Genomic DNA, 20,459 nt, shown 5'->3' with positions numbered 1-20,459 from the left:
CGACTCTCCGCCGCCCCGGCCGGCGCGGCTCCCCTGCTGGAATTCGCCTGCGGACCAGGGGCTATGGCGTGCGCGCCGCACGCGGCGGCACCCCGGCGGCCCGCGCCCGGGCTGCGGCGCGTCGTCGCCGGCGGCCGCTGGCCCGATGGCTCCCCTCCCGCTTCCCTGATCGTTCCAACGCACGCGCCGGCAGGCGCGCCGCGTCGCAAGGAGATACCCCTATGAAGAAATACCTGCCCGAATGGATGCACGAATGGATCAGCCTGCTCGACACGGCGCTGGCCGTGGTCGTGATCCTGCTGGTGGCCTGGCTGCTGCGCCTGCTCACCCGGCGCCTGCTGGCGCGGCTGGGCATGCACTACACGCTGCCGCCGCAGGTGGAGACGGCCGCGCGGCGCCTGTCCAACTTCGTGATCGGCAGCGCCGCGCTGGTGGCGATCCTGGACCAGCTCGGCGTGTCGCCGACCATCCTGTGGACCGCGTTCACCGGGTTCGCCGCGGTCGGTGCGGTGGCGTTCTTCGCCGCCTGGAGCGTGCTGTCCAACATCTTCTGCACGCTGCTGATCTTCACCACGCGGCCGTTCCGCCTCGGCGACCGCGTCGAACTGCTGGAGAACGGCGAGAAGCCCGGGCTGAAGGGCCAGGTGATCGACATCAACCTGATCTACACCACGCTGCAGGAGATCGGCGGCCCGGCCGAGGGCACCCTGATGCAGATTCCCAACAGCCTGTTCTTCCAGCGCGGGCTGCGCCGCTGGCCGGCCGGCCCGGCGCAGGCGCATGTGATCCAGGGCGACGGCTGACCTGCACGCCGGCGCCCGCGGCGGGCCACAGCGTTCCGTCCGCGTACGGCCGCCGCGTGCGAAAATTCCGCCCGCAGCACCGCAGCAGAGCCGCCCCCCACCGGCTCCCTTTCCGCAATGTCCCGCTCTCCCCTCTCCTCGTGTTCCGCCGCCGCGGCGGACGCCACTTCGTCCGTTCCCGCCGTCCGCAGCGACCGCCAACGCTGGCTGGGCGTGGTCGCGCTGGCGATGGCCGCCTTCGTGTTCAACACCAGCGAGTTCGTGCCGGTCGGGCTGCTGAGCGACATCGGCGGCAGCTTCGGCATGCCCATCGAGCACGTCGGGCTGATGCTCACCGCCTATGCCTGGGTGGTCGCGCTGACCTCGCTGCCGGGCATGCTGCTCACCCGTGACCTCGACCGCCGCCGCCTGCTGCTGGGCGTGTTCGCGCTGTTCGTCGCCAGCCACCTGCTGTCGGCCATCGCCTGGAACTTCGGCGTGCTGATGCTCAGCCGCATCGGCATCGCGCTGGCGCACGCGGTGTTCTGGTCGATCACCGCCTCGCTGGCGGTGCGCATCGCGCCGGCGGACAAGCGCGCGCAGGCGCTGGGCCTGCTGGCCACCGGCACCTCGATGGCGATGGTGCTGGGCATCCCGCTGGGCCGCGTGGTCGGCGAACTGCTGGGCTGGCGCGTCACCTTCCTGGCCATCGGCGGCGTCGCCCTGCTGGCGATGGGGGTGCTGGCGCGGCTGCTGCCGCCGCTGCCCAGCCGCAACAGCGGCTCGGCCAGCAGCCTCCCGCTGCTGCTGCGCCGCCCGGCGTTGCTGGCGCTGTACCTGCTGGTGATGGTGGTGGTGGCCGCGCAGTTCACCGGCTACAGCTACATCGAGCCGTTCGTGCAGCAGGTCGGCGGCTTCGATACGCACGTGACCACCTGGGTACTGCTGCTGTTCGGCGGCATGGGCTTGTTCGGCAGCCTGCTTTTCTCGCGCCTGGGCACGCGCTGGCCGCGCGGTTTCCTGCTCGCCGCCATCGGCACCCTGGCGCTGTGCCTGCTGGGCCTGCGCCTGGCCACCGGCGGGGCGTGGATGCTCTACGCGCTGGCCTCGGTGTGGGGCGTGGCGATGATCTGCTTCGCGCTGTCGATGCAGTCCAAGGTGCTGCAACTGGCGGACGATGCCACCGACGTGGCGATGGCGCTGTTCTCGGGCATCTTCAACATCGGCATCGGCGCCGGCGCGCTGGTCGGCAGCCAGGTCGGCCTGCATCTGGGCATGCAGCACATCGGCCTGGTGGGCGGACTGATCGCCACCGCCGGCTGGCTGTGGTGGCTGTTCGCGATGCGGCGCTGGGCCGGCAGCTTCCGCGCCGCCGACGGGCGGCACTGATCCGGCGCAGCCGCTATGCTCGGCCCCCTGCACAACGCGGGAGGGGGACGATGCAAGCGGAGACCAGGGTGCGCGAGGGACATGCGGGCGATGCCGTTGCGCTCAGCGACCTGGTGATGCCGCTGGCGCGGCACCTGCTCGATGCCGGCCCCGGCGCCCTTTCCGGCGCCCACCCGCTGCTGGCCACATTGACTGCGGAGGGCTTCGCGCAGCGGCTGCTTTCCCCGCAGTACGCGCACTACGTGGTCGAGGAAGACAAGCGGTTGTGCGGCATGATCGCCACTCGCGATGGCCGCCATGTCCACCACCTGTTCGTCAGCGACGCCACCCGGCGGCGCGGCATCGCACGCCAGCTCTGGGAACACGCGCTGCGCCGCCACGGCGACCGCGATTACACGGTCAATTCGTCCGAGATCGCGGTTCCGGTGTACGAGAAGTTCGGTTTCATCGCCAGCGGCCCGGCGCAGACGGCCAGGGGCGTGCGTTTCGTGCCGATGGAGCGGCGGGCGCGGTAGCTGGTCCAGCAGCCCCAATGGCAGCAACTCCAGGCCGGCGGCATGCCCCTCTGCGCGACAGGCACCTTTCCCGCCCGAACCTCAGCGCAGCTGGCTGTCCTTGCTGCCGCGGCGGTTGTAGCCGCTGTGCGCCGATTCCTCGGCATCGAGCGCCTGCTGGCAGGCAACACACAGGCGCACGCCGGGGATGGCCTTGCGCCGCGCCTCGGGAATCGGCGCGTCGCACTCCTCGCAATGCTCCAGTCCCGGCCCGCTGGGCAGGCGGCTGCGGGCGCGCTTGATCGCGTCCTCGACGGTGGCGTCGATCTGATCCTGAACGGCGGTGTCTCCCGCCCAACCGGTGGCCATGGCTGGCTGCTCCGTAGTGACCGGGCTCCAGCCTAGCGCAGCGGCCTGTACGCCGGGTCAATGCGCCGGCGCGGCGTCACCACACCAGGTCGTCTGGCACCACGAACTGCGCGTAATAGGCATCGTCCTCGGCGTTGCCGCTGGACGCGGGCGCATCGCCGGCCTGGCCGTGGTCGAGCACGATCAAGGAGGCATCGCGCTCGCGCACCTTCTCGGCGGCCAGCCGCGGCAGCAGTTCGAAGCCTTCGCCGTGGCGCGCGATCACCAGCGTGCCGGCGGCCAGCTGCCTGCGCAGCGCCTCGTCCACCAGCAGGGTGCGGATCGCCTCGCCGTCGCTGAAGCGGTATTCCAGCTCGCCGCGTCGCGGCACCTTGCGGTCGGTGATTATCTGCCGCGCCTGCGCGCGCAGTTCCTCGGCGCGGCGCTGGGCGTTGCGCTCGGCGGCCAGCAGGCGGTCGCGCTCGGCCTTCTCCGCGCGCGCGCGTTCGGCTTCCATCTGGCTTTCGCTGGGGCCGGCGGGCGCGCCCTTGGCGTGGCGCGCCTTGTTCTGCTCGCGCGCGACCTGCGCGACCTGCGCCTTCTTGACCAGGCCGGCCTTGAGCAACTGCTCCTGCAGGGGGTTTGCCTTTGCCATTTCTGTACTACGCGATCGGATCGATGCTGCCATGATACCGGCCCGTCCCCGCCCGCGTCCGCGCCGATGCAGCCCCTGAAGTACCTCGCCGGCTATCCCGACCACCTGCAGCTGCGCGCCCGCGAGCTGCTGGCGCAGGGCGCGCTGGGCGAGACGGTGCGCCGCCGCTACCCGCAGGCACATGCGGTGCGCAGCGACCGCCAGCTCTACGACTACGTGCAGGCGCTGAAGGAACGCCATCTGCGCCAGTCGGTGCCGCTGGGCAAGGTGCTGTACGACGGCAAGCTGCAGGTGCTCAAGCACGCGCTCGGGCTGCATACGGCCGTGTCCCGCAACCACGGCGGCAGGCTCAAGGCCAGCCGCGAGATCCGCATCGCCAGCGTGTTCCGCGACACCCCGGCGCCGTTCCTGCGCATGATCGTGGTGCACGAACTGGCGCACCTGAAGGAGGCCGAGCACAACAAGGCCTTCTACCAGCTGTGCCTGCACATGGAGCCGGACTACCACCAGCTGGAATTCGACCTGCGCTTGTATCTGACGGCGTTGGAGCACGAAGCGGACGGGCTTCCGTAGGAGCGACTCCGGCCACGGGCCGTCCGTCGCGGTCGAGCCCTGCCGGGAAAGTGCCATCGCCGCTGAAGTCGCGCCTGCGGGGGCCGGTGGCGCTACACTCGCCGCCCGTCGTACCTGCCCGTCCCCATGACCACGCCCATCCGCCTCGACAAGCGCCTCGCCGCGCAGTTGCAATGCTCCCGCGCCCAGGCCCGGCACTACATCGAGGGCGGCTGGGTCAGCGTGGACGGCGTGGTGGTGGAAGCGCCGCAGACCATGGTGGCTGGCGAAACCGTCGCCCTCGCCGCCGGCGCCGCCAGCGAGCCGGCCGAACCGGCGACGCTGCTGCTGAACAAGCCCGCCGGCTGCACCGCCGAAGAACTGTCCGCCCTGCTGCGCGAGGACGGGCGCTTTGCCGAGGACGCCTCCGGCATCCGCCTGCTGCACCGCCACTTCCTGCGCCTGGAAACGCCGATGCCGCTGGACGACGACGCCTGCGGCCTGGTCGTGCTCACCCAGGACTGGCGCGTGCGCCGGCACCTGCTCGAGGCCGGGCCGGGGCTGGAACAGGAATTCATGGTCGATGTGGAAGGCGAAGGCAGCCCGTGGGCGCTGCCGAAGCTGACGCATGGGCTGAGCCACCAGGGACGCGCCCTGCCCGCCTGCAAGGTCAGCTGGCAGAGCGAGCAGCGCCTGCGCTTCGCGATCAAGGACGTGCGACCGGGACAGCTGCAGCACATGTGCGCCGCGGTCGGGCTGCGCGCCATGCAGGTCCGCCGGCTGCGCATCGGCCGCATCGGCCTGAGCCGGATGCCCGACGGCCAGTGGCGCTATCTCGCTTCCGGCCAGCGCTTCTGAGGCGCGCCCTTCCGCGGGACGGAGCGGCACCTCACCGAAGCAGTAACGGGCAACTCCCGCCGGGCGTTACCTGCACTCCATCGCCCCCAGGGCGTCTCCGGCCGCTACGACCACAGGCGCAGCAGGGCCGCTGCCACCGCGCCGGCCAGCACCACCACCAGGAACGGCAGGCGCAGCCACAGCGCCAGCGCGGCCACCGCCAGCGCGCCCAGGCGCGCGTCCAGCGCCACGCCCTGCCCGGCGGAGACCGCGTTCATGGTGGTCAGCGACGCCAGCAGGCCGATGGTCAGGGTGCCGGCCACGCGGGTCATGCGTGGCGACTCCATCCAGCGCACCGGCACCAGGTAGCCGCAGAACTTGATCGCCCAGGCCGCCACGCTGGCCAGCAGCACCCAGCCCCACAGCGTCATCGCACATCTCCCGCGTCGCCGGGCGCCACGTCCGGCTCCAGCCCTTCATCGGCCGGGCCGCGCCCGAACCATCCCCACACCGCCGCGACCGCGGCCGCCAGCAGGATCGGCACGCCCGGCGGCGCCCACGGCAGCGCCAGCACCGTCGCCAGCGCGCAGGCCGCGGCGATGGCCACCGGTTCGCGCGAGCGCAGGCGCGGCCACAGCAGGCCGAGGAAGGCCGCCACCGCGGCGCCGTCCAGCCCCCAGCGACGCGGGTCGCCGAGCGCGTCGCCGAGCAGCGCGCCCAGCAGTGTGAACAGGTTCCACAGCAGGTAGACGCCCACGCCGGCCACCCAGAACCCGCGGCGCTGCTCGGCAGGCACGGTCTGGCCGGCGGCGGTCGCCACCGATTCGTCGATGGTGACCTGCGCCGACAACGGGCGCAGCCAGCCGCGCGGCCGCAGCATGCGGTTGATCTGCGCGCCGTACACCGCGTTGCGGATGCCCAGCAGCGTGGCCGCGCCGAACGCCGCCGCGCCGGTGCCGCCGGCGCCGACCACGCCGATGAAGGCGAACTGCGAGCCGCCGGTGAACATCAGCAGGCTCAGCGCCGCCGTCTGGCCGACGCTGAAACCGGAGGCCACCGCCAGCGCGCCGAAGGAAACGCCGTACAGGCCGGTGGCCAGCGCGATGGACAGGCCGATGCGTACCGCGGGTGTGAGGAGCGCCGTGATCGCCATCAGCCGTGCTCGCGCGCCGGCCCGGCAGCGGCCACGAACACCACGCCGGTGGAGCAATCGGACGCGGTCGCTGCCGGGTCCTGCACCACGCCGACAGTGCCCACCGCCACTACCGGCATCGCCACGTGGTTGGCGATGCCGAAGATGCCGCGCTCGCGCAGGCAGCGCAGCAGCAGCGGATACGGGTTGCGGCGGGCCATCGCCGCCACCATCGGCGGATTGCCGGCGAAGGCCATGAACAGCACCGCCCCGACCAGCACGCACAGCACATGCAGGTAGACCGTCGGCGCGCCCAGGTCCGCTTCGGCCAGCAGCGGAGCGAGGATGCCGGACACGCCCAGCGGCGCCAGCCCGATCACCATGCGCACGATCCAGCTGGCCGCACCGGGCAGGTCGCCCACCACCGGGCGCCTGCCCGCGGGCAGGCCGACGAGGATCTGGACCAACAGGCTGGGAGGCGCAGGGAGAAGGGACGTTCGCTCATCGGCAGGCTCGGGCAAGGCAGGCGCCGATTCTCGCCCGGACCGCCTGCCGCCCACACCCCCGGAACGTCATGGCCGCCGCGCCGGCCTCACCCCGACGCCGCTAGGATGCGGACATGGAACCTTCCCCTTCCCGCGGCAGGCGCCTGCTGCGCCTGTGCGGCCGCCTCCTTGTCGTGCTCCTGCTGCTGGTCGCCAGCGGCCTGCTGCTGGGCGACCATCTCACCCCGCGCGCGGTCGGCGAGCCCTCCACCGCGCTGCCGCCGCGCGCCGGGCAGACCCCGCTGGACCGGGCGCTCGCCCCCCAGCTGGCCGCGCATCCGGGCCGCAGCGGCGCGGCCTACCTGATCGACGGGCTGGAAGCGTTCGCCGCGCGGTCGGTCGTCACCCGCCAGGCCGGCCGCAGCCTCGACCTGCAGTACTACATGTGGCACGACGACATGGTCGGCCACCTGCTGGCGCGCGACGTCTACGAGGCCGCCGAACGCGGCGTGCGCGTGCGCCTGCTGCTGGACGACATGAACGCCTCGGGGATGGACAAGCAGCTGCTGGCGCTGGACGCGCACCGCAACATCGAGGTGCGCCTGTACAACCCGTTCCGCAACCGCGAGGGCATGTGGCGGCTGGTGGAGATGGTGCAGCGGGTCTTCAGCATCAACCACCGCATGCACAACAAGGCCTGGATCGCCGACGGCCGCGTGGCCATCGTCGGCGGCCGCAACATCGGCGCGGAATATTTCGACGCGCGTCCGGACGTCAATTTCCGCGACATGGACCTGCTGCTCGCCGGCCCGGCCGCGGGCCAGGCCAGCGCCATCTTCGACGCGTTCTGGAACAGCAGGGCCGCCGTGCCCATCGCCGCGCTCGCCCCGGTGTCGCACCGGCAGCTGGGCCAGCTGGTTTCCCGCGCCACGCTCGATGCGCGCCGCGCCGAGGCCCGCCCCTACCTGGAACGGCTGCGCGCGCGCCAGGCCGGCGCCTACGTCGGCGGCCGCCTGCCGCTGCACTGGAGCGGGCGCATCCAGGTGTATTCCGATCCCCCGCTCAAGCACCGCGACAACGACCGCGCCGACTGGCTGGTGACGCGGCTGGCGCAGGAGCTGGGCCAGGCCCGGCACAAGACCCTGCTGATCTCGCCCTACTTCGTCCCCGGCCGCAGCGGCGAGGAGGCGCTGGTGCGGCAAGTGGCCGACGGCGTGCACGTCGGCATCGTCACCAATTCGCTGGCCGCCAACGACGTGGCCGCGGTGCACAGCGGCTACATGCACTACCGCCTGCCGCTGCTGCGCGGCGGCGCCCGGCTGTACGAACTGAAGTCGCGCGGCGACGGCGGCAGGAGTTCGGCCTTCGGCAGCAGCGGCGCCAGCCTGCACACCAAGGCCATCGTGGTCGACGACCGGCGCGGCTTCGTCGGCTCGTTCAACATCGACCCGCGCTCGGCCTACCTCAATACCGAGATGGGCGTGCTGTTCGACGACCCGGTGCTGGCGGCGCAGCTGCGCGAGGAATACCTGCGCCTGTCCGGGCCCGAGCTGAGCTACTACCTCTACCTGGACCACGACGGCGAGCTGCGCTGGCTGGACCGTGCGCGGGCGCCGCCGGCCGGCTATGCCGCCGAACCGGACACCACCTGGGTGCAGCGCGCCACCGCGCGCGCCATCAGCTGGCTGCCGCTGGAATCGCAGCTGTAGGCCGTTACCCGCAGCCGGGCGGCCGGCTCACGGGTCGCGCGGTTCGTCCGGGCTGACCCGCTTCCACAGCCAGCCGCCGACATGGTCCGGGACGCAGCCGGACAGCAGCTCCAGCGCCTGCGCCTCCTCCAGCAGGTTCTCCCGGCACAGCATCGCCAGCGCCGCGGCCAGCTCGCCGATCTCCAGCGAACGCGCCAGCGGCGACCGCGGCGCGCCCTGCCCGGCCGTCTCCAGCGCCGCGACGACATCGGCCGACAGGTTCCATTCGCGCGCGATCCGCGCCGCCAGCGGCGGCGTGCAGTGCTCCAGCAGCGACAGCAGCAGCCCGGGCGACGGCGCCAGCGTCTGCCGGCGCGAATAGGCGTCGGCGGTGGCGCGCACCACCATGACCATGCCCAGTCCGCGCAGCAGGCCGGCCAGCTGCGCGGAGAAGCCGTCCTCGCGTTCCACGCTGCGCGCGTGGTCGGCCGCGGCCAGCGACATGCGCAGGGTGTAGTCCCAGATCCGCTGCGAGAACCGCCCGCCGTCGCCGTCGGGGGGATTCATCACCGGCTGCACCAGCGCGGCGGAGATGATCTGGCGGATGCCCTCGTTGCCGACCAGGGTCACCGCGCGCTCGATGCTGCGCACCTGCTGGTGCTGGAAGCGGTACAGCGCGCTGTTGGCGATGCGCAGCAGGTTCACCGTCAACAGCGGGTCGCTGCCGATGATGCGGCCGATGGAGCGCGCCGAGGCGGCGCTGTCGTTGACGCTCTGGATCAGCTGCGGCAGCAGGTGCGGGCGCCGCGGGATGTAGCGCTGCGACAGGTCGGCGCGCTCCAGCGAGGCCACCACGGCGTCGGCCACCTGACGGTGCGCGGGCGCATCGGCCGCGTCCGCGTCGGCCGCGTCGGGCGCGCCCGCCTCCACCCCGAGCGCGGCGCGCAGGAAGCGCCGGCGCATCTGCGGCAGCAGCGCCGGGTCCATCGCCGGCGGCGGCGCGGCCGCCGTTTCCGGCGCTTCGGGAACGAAGGCCCAGCCCTCGGCCTGGCGTCGCCGCCCGAACCACCAGGCCGCGCCCGCGCCGGCCAGCAGCGCCGCCGCGACCGAAGAGAGGATCACCAGTTCCAACGCAAGCGCCCCCCGTGCTGAAACCATGCCGGCCGCATGCCGCGGCCCGTTATCGGTCGGTCCTTTCCAGGCGGATGCCGAGCGGCCCGGACAGCGATCCGTCCGCGTTGACGGTGAAGTCCAGCGACATGCCCTTCTGCGGCAGCGCCACCTTCACCGTGTCGCCATCGCGCACATACGTGGTTTCCTGGGAAATGCCCATCGCGGTGATGGTCACCGTGCCGCCGGAGGCGAAGCTGTACCGGGTCACGCCCATCGCATCGGCGTAGTCGCCCTTGATGCCCTGGCTGCAGGCCGACAACAGGCACAGCGCGGCGACGAGCAGGTACTTCTTCATTACTTCCCCCGGGGAGTGTGGATCGTGGCGGCCCGGTGGCCGCCGCATGCCGCGTGATTCTGCCACAGGCCGGCGGACGCGGCCGCCGCTCAGCCCTCGGTGGCGGCCGCCGGCGAGGGCGCGCGCACGAACCGCGCCGACAGCGCCAGCGCGTAGACCAGCCCGGCGCCCAGCGCCAGCGCCGCGCCGCCGGCGAACGCCGCCGGCAGGCCGAAGCGCGCGGCGATCATGCCGGCCAGCACCATGCCGGCGCCGATGCCCACGTCCAGCGCGCAGAAATAGGTGGCCACCGCGGTGCCGCGCCGCGCGTGGCCGCCCAGGTTGACCATCATCGTCTGGTAGGCCGGATACACCACGCCGAAGCCGAAACCGGCCAGCAGGCCCGACAGGTAGTACGTGGCCGGCGCCCCGGCGCACGCCATCAGGCCCAGGCCGGCGACGATCGCCAGGGTGCCGCCGTTGGTCGCCACCACCACCCGGCCGCCGTCGATCAGGCGCCCGGAGAACGCGCGCGAGACCATCATGCCCACCGCCATCAGGGTGAAGAAGATGCCGGTGTTGCCCGCGCCCAGCCGCTTGCCGTGGATCGCGGCGAAGGCCAGCAGCATGCCGTAGCCCAGCCCGATCACCGCCAGGTTCAGCGCCAGCGGGATGCCGCGCACCAGCAGGAAGCGGTCCAGCGACAGCACCGTGGCCGCGCCGTCGCGCTGCTTGCGCGGCGCATGCACCAGCGATGCCGCCACCAGCCCGGCCACGCCGGCGGCCACCGCCGCCTCGAAGATCGCCTGGAACGGGTAGTGGTCCATCAGCCACAGGCCGGCCATCGGCCCCAGCGCCATCGCCAGGCTGCTCATCAGGCCGAAGAAGCCGATGCCCTCGCCGCGGCGCGCCGAAGGGATGATGTCGATGGCCTGGGTGTTGGCCGCGGTGCTCATCACCGCGAAGGTCAGGCCGATGCCCAGCCGCACCAGCACGAAAACCAGCACGGTGTGCGCCAGCAGGTAGCCGGAGGTGAACAGCACGTAGGCCGCCAGCGCCAGCAGGTAGGCGTGCTTGGCGTTGAAGCGGTCGACGATGAAGCCGGAGAACGGCCGCACCAGCAGCGCGGCGATCACGTAGCTGGACAGCACCAGGCCCACCGTGGCCTCGCCGATCCGCAGGTGCTCCACCAGGTGGAACGGCAGCGTCGGCATCAGCACGTAGAACGACATGCCCATCAGGAAGTTGGCCACGCAGGCCAACCCGAAGCGCGCCGTCCACAGCGCGGGCCGGGGCATGCTCACGCGCCGGCCGTCCTGCCGGCGTCCGGCGCGCGCGTGGCCGGCATCGTCGCCATCACCCCACGCCACGCAGCGCCAGGGTCAGCGCCAGCACGCTCAGGATCACCGCGATGGTGCCGTCGAGCACGCGCCAGGTGCCCGGCTTGTTGAACAGCGGCGCCAGCAGGCGCGCGCCCAGGCCCTGCGCGGTCAGCCACATCGCACTGGCGGTGACCACGCCGGCGGCGAAGGCCATGCGCGCGTGGCCGAAGTTGTCGGCGATGGAACCGATCACCACCATGTCCAGCCAGAAATGCGGGTTGATGACCGAGAACCCGGCCGCGGCCATCATCGCCGCGCGGCGCGAGGATTCGCCACTATCGTCCAGCTGCATGCCGCCACTGCCGGCCATCGCCCGCCGCGCCGACTGCAGCGCGTACCAGACCAGGAACGCGACACCGCCCCACAGCAGCACCGTGGTCAGCCACGGCAGCTGGTTGGTGAGGGTGCGCAGGCCGGCGACGCTGGCGAAGATGAAGGCCGCATCGATGGCGAAACAGGTGGCGATCACCGGGATCACGTGCTGGCGCAGGATGCCCTGGCGCAGGATGAAGGCGCTCTGCGCGCCCACCACGGCGAAAAGACCGATGCCGGTACCGGCACCGCTGAGCCAGGCGCTGCTTGCGGCCTGGGCGGCTACGACGGAAAACATGGAGGGAACTGCCTGTCTGACGAAGGGGGAAGGACGGCACCGGAGTGCGTCGACGCGGCGGATTGTCGCAGTGCAGCATCGAAAAGTAGAGCTAAACTTCTTAAACCGTCATTAGCAGAACTTAATCATGCGCATCGACCATGCCCAGCTCCGCGCCCTGGCCGCCGTGATCCGCGAGGGCAGCTTCGAACGCGCCGCGCTGGCGCTGAACGTCACCGCCTCGGCGGTGTCGCAGCGGATCAAGGCGCTGGAGGAGCGCGTGGGCAAGCTGCTGGTCAAGCGCACCACGCCCACCGAGGCCACCGCCGAGGGCCAGGTGCTGGTGCGGCTGGCCGAGCAGACCGCGCTGCTGGAGCGCGACGCCTTCGAGCGCATCGGCCTGTCCGACGCCGACCTGCCGCGCGCCAGCATCCCCGTGGCGGTGAACCACGACAGCATGGAGACCTGGTTCCCGGAGGCCGCGCTGGCGTTCGCGCGCGACAGCAGCACCACGCTGGACCTGCACACCGAGGACCAAGACCACACCGCCGCGCTGCTGCGCCAGGGCGCGGTGCTGGGCGCGGTCACCACCCTGTCCGAGCCGGTGCAGGGCTGCCAGATCCACGCCCTGGGCAGCATGCGCTACGCCGCCACCTGCACGCCGGAATTCCATGCGCGCCATTTCGCCAAGGGTGTCACCGCGCAGGCGCTGGCCCAGGCCCCGGTACTGGTGTTCAACCGCAAGGACGACCTGCAGGCGCGCTACGCGCAGCGCCTGACCGGCTCGCAGCAGCCGCTGCACGCGCCGACCTGGTGGATTCCCTCCACGCGCGCCTTCGTCCACGCCAACCTGGGCGGGCTGGGCTGGACCATGAACCCGCTGCCGCTGGTGCGCCGCCACCTGGACAGCGGGCGCCTGGTCTACGTCAAGGCGCGCGCCTGGGAGGACATCCCGCTGTACTGGCAGCACTGGAAGGGCGACGTGGCCTCGATGGCGCTGCTCACCCGCGCCGTGCTGCAGGCGTCGGCGACCCTGATCCGCCGGCGCCGCTGAGCGCGCCGGCGCGGACCGGCCGGGACCGCGTCAGTCGAAGTACAGCGCCAGCCCGACGCCGCCCTGCCAGTCGGCGGTCTCCTCGTCCAGCCCGCGCAGGAACGAGGCGTCGAGCTGCAGCCGCGGCGTCGCCATCCAGGTCAGCCCGGCGCCGGCGGCGCGCATGTGCTGGACGTCCTCGCCGTAGCCAGCTTCGACATAGGCCGCCACGTCCTCGCCCAGCGGGAAGCCATAGCTGGGCGAGAACAGCCAGCCGCTGCCTTCCGCGCCCCATTGCCGGTCGGCGTACAGCGCCAGGCTGGTGTCGGCCGGCAGCGCCCAGGCCACGGTGACGCCCGCGTCGCGGACGTGGCCGTCGCCGCCCAGCGGGGCGCGTCCCCAGGGCAGCGTGGTGCCGAGCTTGAAGGCGACCGTCAGCGTGTCGCTGGCCAGCGCCGGCGCCCACTTCAGCGCGACGCTGCCATCGCCGCCGCCTTCGGCACGCTCGCGCAGGCCGGCGCCGCGGATGCGCTGGCCGCTCCAGGTGTCCGCGCCCAGCTGCAGCTCCACGGTCGGGGCCAGGCCCAGCCGCAGCAGCGTGTCGGCCGTCCACGTGGTGGTGGTCACCCCGCCGCTGCGGTCGCGGCTGCCATCGGGCAGGCCCTGTTCCCAGGCGAGCACGCCCTTGCCCACCGTGCTGGTCGAGAAACCGATGCCCGGCCGGTCGTAGGCCGGCGCCTGTGCCGCCTGCGCGCCGGCGCAGGCCAGCAGGGCCATCGCCATTCCCGTCAGAACCCTGTGCATGCCCTGCCGCTCCGCTGTGCTGGTCGCGGCAGTGTACGCACCGGATCGCTCAGCGGTGCGCCAGCGCGTAGGCCAGGGCGCCGGTGACCGCCGCCACCTGCGCGTCGTCGCACTGCTCGGGCGTGGCGCGCGGGCTGTCCGGGTAGACCTCGGTGGTGGTGGTGTAGCGTGCGCCGGTGATGCCGGCGCACAGGCCCAGCGCCTTGAGCGGGTATTCGATGACGCCGTGCGCCACCACCGGCGAGCCGATGATCCGGCCCTGCGCATCCGGCGGCGCGATGTGGGTGACGTTGGCCACCTCGGCGATCACCGCCTGCTGGAAGGCCGGCTGCGGGTTCTCGCTGTCGTCCACCAGGTAGAAGCCGTCGGGGATCTCGCCCGGCTCGAACGGCTTGCCGTCGCGCGCGGCCAGCGCCGGGCGGAACTCGCCCTCGTCGCTGTCGGTGGTCTCGTGCAGGTCGACGTGCACCAGGACGCGCCCCGCCAGCGGCTGCACCAGTTCCATCAGCGCCGCCGATTCCGGCGCCGGGCTGCCGGCGGTGAAATTGCGGTTCGGGTCCAGCGCCAGCGCGTTCCAGCGCTGGATGCGCTCGTAGCCCCACGGACTCACGCAGGGCACGACCAGCAGGTTGCAGCGCCCGGCGTACCCGGCCGCGTGGCGGTCGACGAACTTCAACGCGCCCTGCACGCCGCTGGTCTCGTAGCCGTGCACGCCGCCGGTCACCAGCGCCACCGGCAGGGCCTCGTCCCAGTCGCGGCTGCGGATCGCCAGCAGCGGGTACTGGCCGGACGGATAGTCCAGCTGCCCGTACTGGACTACGTCGAAGCGGTCGCGCAGGGCATCGATCCGCGCCAGCACCTCGTCGGCATGGCTGCGCTGCACCCGCTGCCGCGCCAGCCATTGCGCCCGCTCCGGCGCGCCCCAGGGCTGGCCGGGGATGCCGATGGGATAGAAGGCGGTGGTGGCGGTCATGGCGGCGGCTCCGGGTTGCAGGGGACTGCACACTCTAAACCGTGCGGCGGCCGGCACCGTAGGAGCGACTTCAGTCGCGATGGGGCTTTCCCGGGAAGTCCCCATCGCGACTGAAGTCGCTCCTACGGTCGCTCCTGCACGGCTACGGCGTCTCCAGCAGCGCGGCGATGTCCGCGTCCTTCTGCTGCCACAGGCCGTTCATCCATTGCTGGAACCGAGCGCGGAAGGCGCGGTCGTCCTGGTAGTCGCCGCCGGCCAGTTCGGCCGGGATCGGCCGCTGCCGCACCCGCACGCGTACTTCCGGGACGCGGTCGGACATCAGGTCCAGCATCGACGGAATGCCCTTGGGATAGACGATGGTCACGTCCAGCAGCGCGTGCAGGCCCTGCCCCATCGCATCCAGCACGAAGGCCACGCCGCCGGACTTGGGCTTGAGCAGGTGGCCGAACGGCGAGGCCTGGGCGTCGTGCTTGGCGCGGGTGAAGCGGGTGCCCTCGACGAAGTTCATCACCGCCACCGGAATGTCGCGGAATTTCCCGCAGGCGCGCCGCGTCGCCTCCATGTCGCGCCGGCCCAGTTCCGGGTTCCTGGCGATCTGCCGGCGGCTGTAGCGGCCCATGAACGGGAAATCCAGCGCCCACCACGCCAGCCCCAGCACCGGCACCCAGAACAGCGAGCGCTTGAGGAAGAAGCGCAGCAGCGGGATGCGCCGGTTGAACACCTTCTGCAGCACCAGGATGTCCACCCAGCTCTGGTGGTTGGCCAGCACCAGGTAATGCCCGTCGCGCGCCAACGCGGCGGGCGCGTCGACCGTGAAGCGGGTGCGGGTGAAGGCGCCGAGCATGGCGCTGTTCACGCCGATCCAGCTTTCGGCCAGCCCGGTCAGCAGCGGGTTGCAGGCGCGCCGCACGGCGGCCAGCGGCAGCACCGCCTTGAACAGCGCCACCGCGAACAGCGGCAGGCAGTGCAGCAGCGTGTTGAGCGCGATCAGCAGCAGGATGGGGACGATGCGGAACCATTTCATGGGGAATATCTCGCGAGGCGCGGGCCTGTGCCGCCATCGAAAAGCGGCACAGGGTAACAAACGCCATCGGCGACCGCGGCCGATGCGCGCCCCCTCTTCCGCCGGACACCCGTGGCGGCGTAATAATCCCTGCTGTCGCCCCCGCCCCGTCATCGCCCTGCATGCCATCCCCGCTGCCGCCCCTGGGCGAGATCCTCGACCTGCTGCCCGACGTGGTCTGCGTGGTCGATCCGGAAGGACGCTACCTGGCGGTCAACGCCGCCTTCGAACAGCTCATCGGCTACCGCCCCGACGAAGTCCTGGGTCGGCGCATGATCGAACTGGTCCACCCCGAGGACCACGGCATCACCGCCCAGGCCGTGCAGCGGGTCATGGAGGGCCGGCCGCTGCCGAACTTCCGCAACCGCTACGTGCACCGCGACGGCCGGATCGTGGACATGCAGTGGTCGGCCAAGTGGCTGCCCGACTACGGCGTGCGCATCGCCGTCGGCCACCCGATCACCGAGCTTCGCGACCTGGAGCGCCGGCTGGAATTCATGGCCGGGCACGACCCGCTCACCAGCCTGCCCAACCGCTACCGGCTGCGCGAGGAACTGGAACGCAGCCTCGGCGGCGGCGCGCAGCCGCTGGCGGTGCTGTATCTGGATCTGGACGGCTTCAAGGCCATCAATGACCGCCACGGCCACGCGCAGGGCGACCGCCTGCTGTGCGAGACCGCCGACCGCCTGCGGCGGGCGCTGCGCCACGGCGACTTCATCGCCCGCGTCGGCGGCGACGAATTCGTGGCACTGCTGCCGGGCTGCGCCAGCCGCGCCGACGCGCGCGCGGTGGCCGACGCACTGCAGGCCGCGCTGGACGCCGAGCAGGCGCCGCCGCCGTTCTCCCGCATCGGCGTCAGCATCGGCGTGGCCTGCTGCCCGGACGACGGCGACGACGCCGAAACCCTGCTGCGCTGCGCCGACGCGGACATGTACGCGGTCAAGAACCAGCGCCACCGGGTCGCGGCGACCTGAGCGGCAGGGTCCGCCGCGGCCCCTCTGTTACCCTATCGCGATGAACCAGCCCGCTGCCTCCCCGGCCACCGCTCCTGTTTCCACGCCGATGGCGCAACGCTTCCGCGGCTTCCTGCCGGTGGTGGTGGACGTGGAGACCGGCGGCTTCGACTGGAACCGGCACGCGCTGCTGGAAATCGCCGTGGTCCCGCTGGACATGGACGAGAACGGCCTGCTGCTGCCCGGCCAGACCAGCTGCGCGCACGTGGTGCCGGCCGAAGGCACCGACATCGACCCCAAGTCGCTGGAAGTCACCGGCATCGTGCTGGACCATCCGTTCCGGCTGGCCAAGCCCGAGCGCGAGGCGCTGGAGCACGTGTTCGCGCCGGTGCGCGCGGCGCTGAAGAAGTACAACTGCCAGCGCGCGATCCTGGTCGGCCACAACGCCCATTTCGACCTGAACTTCCTCAACGCCGCGGTCGCGCGCAGCGGCCACAAGCGCAACCCGTTCCATCCCTTCAGCGTGTTCGATACGGTGACCCTGGCCGGCGTGGCCTACGGCCAGACCGTGCTGGCGCGCGCGGTGCAGGCCGCCGGTTTCGAATGGGACGCCAACCAGGCGCACAGCGCGGTGTACGACACCGAGCAGACCGCGCGCCTGTTCTGCCAGATCGTCAACGGCTGGCCGCGCCTGTAGGAGCGCACTTCAGTGCGCGATGACGCTTTGCCGGGAAAGCCACATCGCGCACCGAGGTGCGCTCCTACCCCAGGCAGATCCGGTCGCGGCCGTCGCTCTTGGCCTGGTAGAGGGCCTTGTCGGCGCGCTGGAACAGCAGCAGCGGCGCGCGGTCGCCGGCGCCGAGCTGCACCAGCCCGGCGCTGAACGTCACCCGCAGGCCTTCGATGCCGGCCCAGTTGCGCTGCGCATGGAACAGGCCCTGCAGGCGCGCGCACACCAGCTGCGCCTCGTCCAGCGCGGTGTCGTTGAGCAGCAGCGCGAACTCCTCGCCGCCCAGCCGCGCCGGCAGGTCCGAGTCGCGGCAGCTGGCGGCCAGCAGCCGCCCCACCTCGCACAGCACCTGGTCGCCGACGCTGTGCGACCAGGTGTCGTTGACGGTCTTGAAGTGGTCGATGTCCAGCACCAGCAGGCTCAACGGGTGGCCGCTGCGCTGGGAGCGGGCGAAATCGCGCGCCAGGCCCTCGTCGAAGGCGCGGCGGTTGGGCAGCCCGGTCAGCGGATCCTCGTGCGCCTGCCGCTCGAACGCCTCGGCCTGCTGGCGCAGGCGCTCGGCCAGCGCGGTCTTCTCCTGGTTGGCGGCCAGCAGGCGTTCGGCCTGCAGCTGCAGGTCGGCGGTGCGTTCGTCGACCTGCCGCGCCAGGCGGATGTTGCTGGTCTTGTAGCGGTGGATCAGGTAGCGGTACAGCGCCACCAGCGCCAGCAGCAGCAGCACGCCGGCCACCGCCTGCACGCTGCGGCGCTGCCACAGCAGCGGCTCGACGGTGAAGCTCCATGCCGCCTCGCTCTCGCTCCAGCGGCCGCCCGGGTGCATGGCCGACACGTGCAGGGTGTAGTTGCCCGGCGGCAGGCCGATGAACTCGACGCTGCGCTGGTTGCCGCGCTCGATCCAGCCGCGGTCCAGGCCTTCCAGGCGGGTGCGGTAGCGGATCCGGTCTGACATCAGGTAGCTCAGGCCCACGTAGCCCACCGTCACCCGCTGTCCGCCGGGAACCCGGGTGACGTCCTGCTCCTGCCAGTGCAGCGGCACGCCGTCCAGCTGCACGCTTTCCACCACCACCGGTGGCGGCAGCCGCTCGCGGAAGTGCTGCAGCCGCGCCGGATCGACCATGCTCAGGCCGCCGGCGGTGGCGACCCAGTAGGTCCCGTCGCCGCGCAGGGTCGCCGATGGCCCGGTGCTGCCATTGGCCTGCGCGTTGTGCATGCCGTCGATCTCGTTGTAGCGCTCCACCTCGATGCGCGCGCTGCGGCCGTCGGCCACGTCGTCCAGCGCGGCCAGGGTGGTGCGCAGCACGCCGCGGTTGCTGCTGATCCAGACGTTGCCCAGGCGGTCGGGCACCATCTCGAACACGGTGTCCACGGGCATGCCCTGTTCCAGCCCGACCCGCGCCAGCTGTCCGTCGCGGTAGCGGTAGAGGCCGCGGTCGGAGGTGATCCACATCGCATCGCCCACCGGCGTGAAGCCGAAAATGCTGCGGCCGCCGCCCAGGCCATCCACGTCCAGCCGCTGCACGGTGTTCCCGCGCAGCACGCGGATGCCTTCGATGGTGCCGACCCACAAACCGTCGTCGCTGGCCAGCAGCGCGGTGACCAGCCCGCCCGGCAGGCCCGGTGTCGTGGGCACGCGTACGCCGTCGTCGGTGATGCGCACCAGGCCGCGCTGGGTGCCTGCCCAGATGCCGTTGCCGTCGCGGTCGGCCGACATCACCCGTACATTGCCGGCCGCCAGGCCTTCGGCCGTACCGTAATGGCGGCTGCGGCCATCGCGGTCGATGCGGTAGATGCCATCACCGAACGTGCCGGCCCACACCGCGCCGTCGCGGCTCTGGGCCAGGCTCAATACCGACGGTGCCCTGCCGACGCTGTTGCGCAGCGGCACCGGCACGATGCGGCCGTCACGCTCCATCCGGTCCAGGCCGGCGGCGCTGCCCACCCACAGGCGCTGCCGGTCGTCCTCCATCACCGCCCGCACGTAGTCCCCGCTCAGGCCATCGGCGGTGGTGTAGTTGCTGAACAGGGTTTCGCGCAGCCGGTAGAGGCCGCCGTTGCCCCCCACCCAGATGCTGCCTTCGGCATCCTCGAACAGGCTGGCGATGCGCCCGCTGCGCACCTGCCGGTTTTCCGGCAGATGCTCCACGCCGCGGCTGCCGATGCGGAACAGCCCCTGGTTTTCGGTGCCCAGCCACAGGTCGCCGTGGCGGTCCTGCAGCATCGCCGTGGTGTGGGAAATGCCCGGCAGCGTGTGCACCCGCCGCGCACCCTCGTCCTGCATGCGGTACAGCGCGCCTTCGGCCACGATCCAGAGCGCACCATCCGGCGCACGATAGGGCCATGCCGAGCCCGGCGGCAGGCCCAGGCGGGCCGGCGCATTGCCCAGCACGCCGTCGTCGCCGCGCAGCCTCAATCCATCCATCGTGCCGACCCAGACACGGTCCCTGTCGTCGACCGCGAGCCAGTTGGACAGGGTCATGTTCACCGGCGCGCCCGGCGGCGGCGCTTCATAGACGAAGCGTCCCTCCGGCGACATATAGCCCAGCCCCCTTCCCTCGTAGAGCAGCCACAGCCGGCCCTTGCTGTCCTTCTGCATGCCCTGGATCAGCACCTGCGGCGCCGGCGGCTGCTGCGGCCATTGCCGCCAGCGCCCGTCGAGCGTGCGCCGCAGCACGTTGCCGCGCGAGTCGGTCACCCACAGCGCGCCGTCGCGGTCCACGTACAGCGCGCCTATGCCGTTGTCGAGCAGGCCGGGCGTCGTGCTGCGGTCGTAGAGCTCGAAATCCAGCCCGTTGTAGCGCGCCACGCCCTCCCAGGTGGCGAACCACAGGTGGCCCTCAGGCGTCTGCGCGATGCCGCGCAGCGAGTTGTGCGGCAGGCCGTTGCGCGAGGTCCACATGTCGACCGCGTAGTCGCGCAGCGGCGGCGTGCGTTCCGCCGCCGCCACGCCGCCGGCCGGGACCAGCAGGCACAGCAACAGCAGCAGGACGTGGCAGGCCCACCAGCGGGCACGGCGGCTGCGACGCGGCGATGCGCGGCGGTTCAACGGCATGCCGGCCACCCGGTGGTGGCGGTCGATGCGCTCAGGCTGCGGCGGCGACGTCATGTGCACGAACGGGGGGGAGT

The 20,459-nt window shown here is 72.0% G+C and carries 22 protein-coding genes; 9 read left to right on the top strand and 13 right to left on the bottom strand.

The genetic code is table 11. The features are described 5' to 3' along the window. Positions 1 to 221 precede the first annotated feature (221 nt). The 3 genes from CQ393_RS15185 (at position 222) to CQ393_RS15175 (ending at position 2,686) form a co-directional block, all read left to right on the top strand. A complete protein-coding gene (locus CQ393_RS15185) occupies positions 222 to 803 on the top strand; it encodes a mechanosensitive ion channel family protein (RefSeq protein WP_153192634.1) in 582 nt (193 codons plus the stop codon). Positions 804 to 920: 117 nt separating this feature from the next. After that, the gene (locus tag CQ393_RS15180; RefSeq protein ID WP_153192632.1) at positions 921 to 2,171 is read left to right on the top strand and encodes a sugar transporter; all 1,251 of its coding nucleotides are present in this window, start codon (positions 921 to 923) and stop codon (positions 2,169 to 2,171) included. 50 nt (positions 2,172 to 2,221) lie between these two features. Continuing rightward, positions 2,222 to 2,686, top strand: coding sequence for a GNAT family N-acetyltransferase (locus CQ393_RS15175; protein WP_153192630.1), 465 nt, complete (start codon positions 2,222 to 2,224; stop codon positions 2,684 to 2,686). A gap of 81 nt (positions 2,687 to 2,767) precedes the next feature. Here the strand turns inward: CQ393_RS15175 and CQ393_RS15170 are convergent, their stop codons facing one another. Together CQ393_RS15170 and CQ393_RS15165 are read right to left on the bottom strand one after the other, a co-directional pair. After that, on the bottom strand, positions 2,768 to 3,034 hold the full coding sequence (locus tag CQ393_RS15170) for a DksA/TraR family C4-type zinc finger protein (protein ID WP_153192628.1): 267 nt from the start codon (positions 3,032 to 3,034) through the stop codon (positions 2,768 to 2,770). Positions 3,035 to 3,110: 76 nt separating this feature from the next. Further along, positions 3,111 to 3,668: a DUF2058 domain-containing protein gene (locus CQ393_RS15165; protein ID WP_153192626.1), complete on the bottom strand. Its 558-nt coding sequence runs from the start codon at positions 3,666 to 3,668 to the stop codon at positions 3,111 to 3,113. A 66-nt stretch (positions 3,669 to 3,734) separates the two neighbouring features. On the opposite strand from CQ393_RS15165, the gene CQ393_RS15160 reads away from it, so the two are divergent. Together CQ393_RS15160 and CQ393_RS15155 are read left to right on the top strand one after the other, a co-directional pair. Beyond that, positions 3,735 to 4,241, top strand: coding sequence for a M48 family metallopeptidase (locus CQ393_RS15160; RefSeq protein ID WP_153192624.1), 507 nt, complete (start codon positions 3,735 to 3,737; stop codon positions 4,239 to 4,241). Between the two features lie 126 nt (positions 4,242 to 4,367). Beyond that, the gene (locus tag CQ393_RS15155) at positions 4,368 to 5,078 is read left to right on the top strand and encodes an RNA pseudouridine synthase (protein WP_153192622.1); all 711 of its coding nucleotides are present in this window, start codon (positions 4,368 to 4,370) and stop codon (positions 5,076 to 5,078) included. A gap of 104 nt (positions 5,079 to 5,182) precedes the next feature. Here CQ393_RS15155 and CQ393_RS15150 read toward each other — a convergent pair whose 3' ends face one another. The 3 genes from CQ393_RS15150 to CQ393_RS15140 are packed head-to-tail and all read right to left on the bottom strand — an operon-like array spanning position 5,183 to position 6,656. Further along, positions 5,183 to 5,488: an AzlD domain-containing protein gene (locus CQ393_RS15150; RefSeq protein WP_153192620.1), complete on the bottom strand. Its 306-nt coding sequence runs from the start codon at positions 5,486 to 5,488 to the stop codon at positions 5,183 to 5,185. After that, entirely contained in the window at positions 5,485 to 6,210 is a 726-nt protein-coding gene (locus CQ393_RS15145; protein ID WP_153192618.1) for an AzlC family ABC transporter permease, read from the bottom strand. The genes CQ393_RS15150 and CQ393_RS15145 overlap by 4 nt, the downstream gene beginning before the upstream one ends. Next, positions 6,210 to 6,656 carry a hypothetical protein gene (locus CQ393_RS15140; protein ID WP_153192616.1) on the bottom strand — a complete coding sequence of 149 codons (447 nt, stop codon included), beginning with the start codon at positions 6,654 to 6,656 and terminating at the stop codon, positions 6,210 to 6,212. The genes CQ393_RS15145 and CQ393_RS15140 overlap by 1 nt, the downstream gene beginning before the upstream one ends. Positions 6,657 to 6,808: 152 nt before the next feature. Here CQ393_RS15140 and CQ393_RS15135 point away from each other — a divergent pair, with 152 nt between their 5' ends. Beyond that, positions 6,809 to 8,383 carry a phospholipase D family protein gene (locus tag CQ393_RS15135; protein ID WP_153192614.1) on the top strand — a complete coding sequence of 525 codons (1,575 nt, stop codon included), beginning with the start codon at positions 6,809 to 6,811 and terminating at the stop codon, positions 8,381 to 8,383. 27 nt (positions 8,384 to 8,410) lie between these two features. Here the strand turns inward: CQ393_RS15135 and CQ393_RS15130 are convergent, their stop codons facing one another. The 4 genes from CQ393_RS15130 to CQ393_RS15115 form a co-directional block, all read right to left on the bottom strand. Further along, positions 8,411 to 9,484 (bottom strand): HDOD domain-containing protein, encoded by a 1,074-nt coding sequence (locus CQ393_RS15130; protein WP_153192612.1) that lies wholly within the window; start codon positions 9,482 to 9,484, stop codon positions 8,411 to 8,413. 58 nt (positions 9,485 to 9,542) lie between these two features. Further along, positions 9,543 to 9,830, bottom strand: a complete 288-nt coding sequence (locus tag CQ393_RS15125; RefSeq protein ID WP_153192610.1) for a hypothetical protein — start codon at positions 9,828 to 9,830, stop codon at positions 9,543 to 9,545. An 89-nt stretch (positions 9,831 to 9,919) separates the two neighbouring features. Beyond that, the gene (locus CQ393_RS15120) at positions 9,920 to 11,107 is read right to left on the bottom strand and encodes an MFS transporter (protein WP_228114600.1); all 1,188 of its coding nucleotides are present in this window, start codon (positions 11,105 to 11,107) and stop codon (positions 9,920 to 9,922) included. Positions 11,108 to 11,165: 58 nt separating this feature from the next. Then, a complete protein-coding gene (locus tag CQ393_RS15115; protein WP_153192606.1) occupies positions 11,166 to 11,801 on the bottom strand; it encodes a LysE family transporter in 636 nt (211 codons plus the stop codon). A 127-nt stretch (positions 11,802 to 11,928) separates the two neighbouring features. Between CQ393_RS15115 and CQ393_RS15110 the strand changes: the two genes are divergently transcribed. Then, a complete protein-coding gene (locus tag CQ393_RS15110) occupies positions 11,929 to 12,834 on the top strand; it encodes a LysR family transcriptional regulator ArgP (RefSeq protein ID WP_153192604.1) in 906 nt (301 codons plus the stop codon). A gap of 30 nt (positions 12,835 to 12,864) precedes the next feature. Here the strand turns inward: CQ393_RS15110 and CQ393_RS15105 are convergent, their stop codons facing one another. The 3 genes from CQ393_RS15105 to CQ393_RS15095 all read right to left on the bottom strand — a co-directional run bounded on the left by CQ393_RS15105 (position 12,865) and on the right by CQ393_RS15095 (position 15,614). Then, on the bottom strand, positions 12,865 to 13,617 hold the full coding sequence (locus CQ393_RS15105; protein ID WP_153192602.1) for a transporter: 753 nt from the start codon (positions 13,615 to 13,617) through the stop codon (positions 12,865 to 12,867). Positions 13,618 to 13,666: 49 nt separating this feature from the next. Next, positions 13,667 to 14,590: a M14 family metallocarboxypeptidase gene (locus CQ393_RS15100; protein WP_153192600.1), complete on the bottom strand. Its 924-nt coding sequence runs from the start codon at positions 14,588 to 14,590 to the stop codon at positions 13,667 to 13,669. A 142-nt stretch (positions 14,591 to 14,732) separates the two neighbouring features. Further along, positions 14,733 to 15,614: an acyltransferase gene (locus CQ393_RS15095; protein WP_153192598.1), complete on the bottom strand. Its 882-nt coding sequence runs from the start codon at positions 15,612 to 15,614 to the stop codon at positions 14,733 to 14,735. Positions 15,615 to 15,775: 161 nt separating this feature from the next. Here CQ393_RS15095 and CQ393_RS15090 point away from each other — a divergent pair, with 161 nt between their 5' ends. After that, positions 15,776 to 16,627, top strand: coding sequence for a sensor domain-containing diguanylate cyclase (locus CQ393_RS15090; protein WP_153192596.1), 852 nt, complete (start codon positions 15,776 to 15,778; stop codon positions 16,625 to 16,627). A gap of 34 nt (positions 16,628 to 16,661) precedes the next feature. Then, positions 16,662 to 17,303, top strand: coding sequence for a ribonuclease T (rnt, locus tag CQ393_RS15085; protein WP_343199994.1), 642 nt, complete (start codon positions 16,662 to 16,664; stop codon positions 17,301 to 17,303). A 64-nt stretch (positions 17,304 to 17,367) separates the two neighbouring features. Here the strand turns inward: rnt and CQ393_RS15080 are convergent, their stop codons facing one another. Beyond that, entirely contained in the window at positions 17,368 to 20,439 is a 3,072-nt protein-coding gene (locus tag CQ393_RS15080) for a ligand-binding sensor domain-containing diguanylate cyclase (RefSeq protein ID WP_228114598.1), read from the bottom strand. Between the last annotated feature and the right edge of the window lie 20 nt (positions 20,440 to 20,459).

The organism is Stenotrophomonas sp. MYb238 (genome assembly GCF_009496535.1).
In the GTDB taxonomy this organism is placed as follows: Bacteria; Pseudomonadota; Gammaproteobacteria; order Xanthomonadales; family Xanthomonadaceae; genus Stenotrophomonas.
This window is presented reverse-complemented; position numbering and strand designations above follow the sequence as displayed.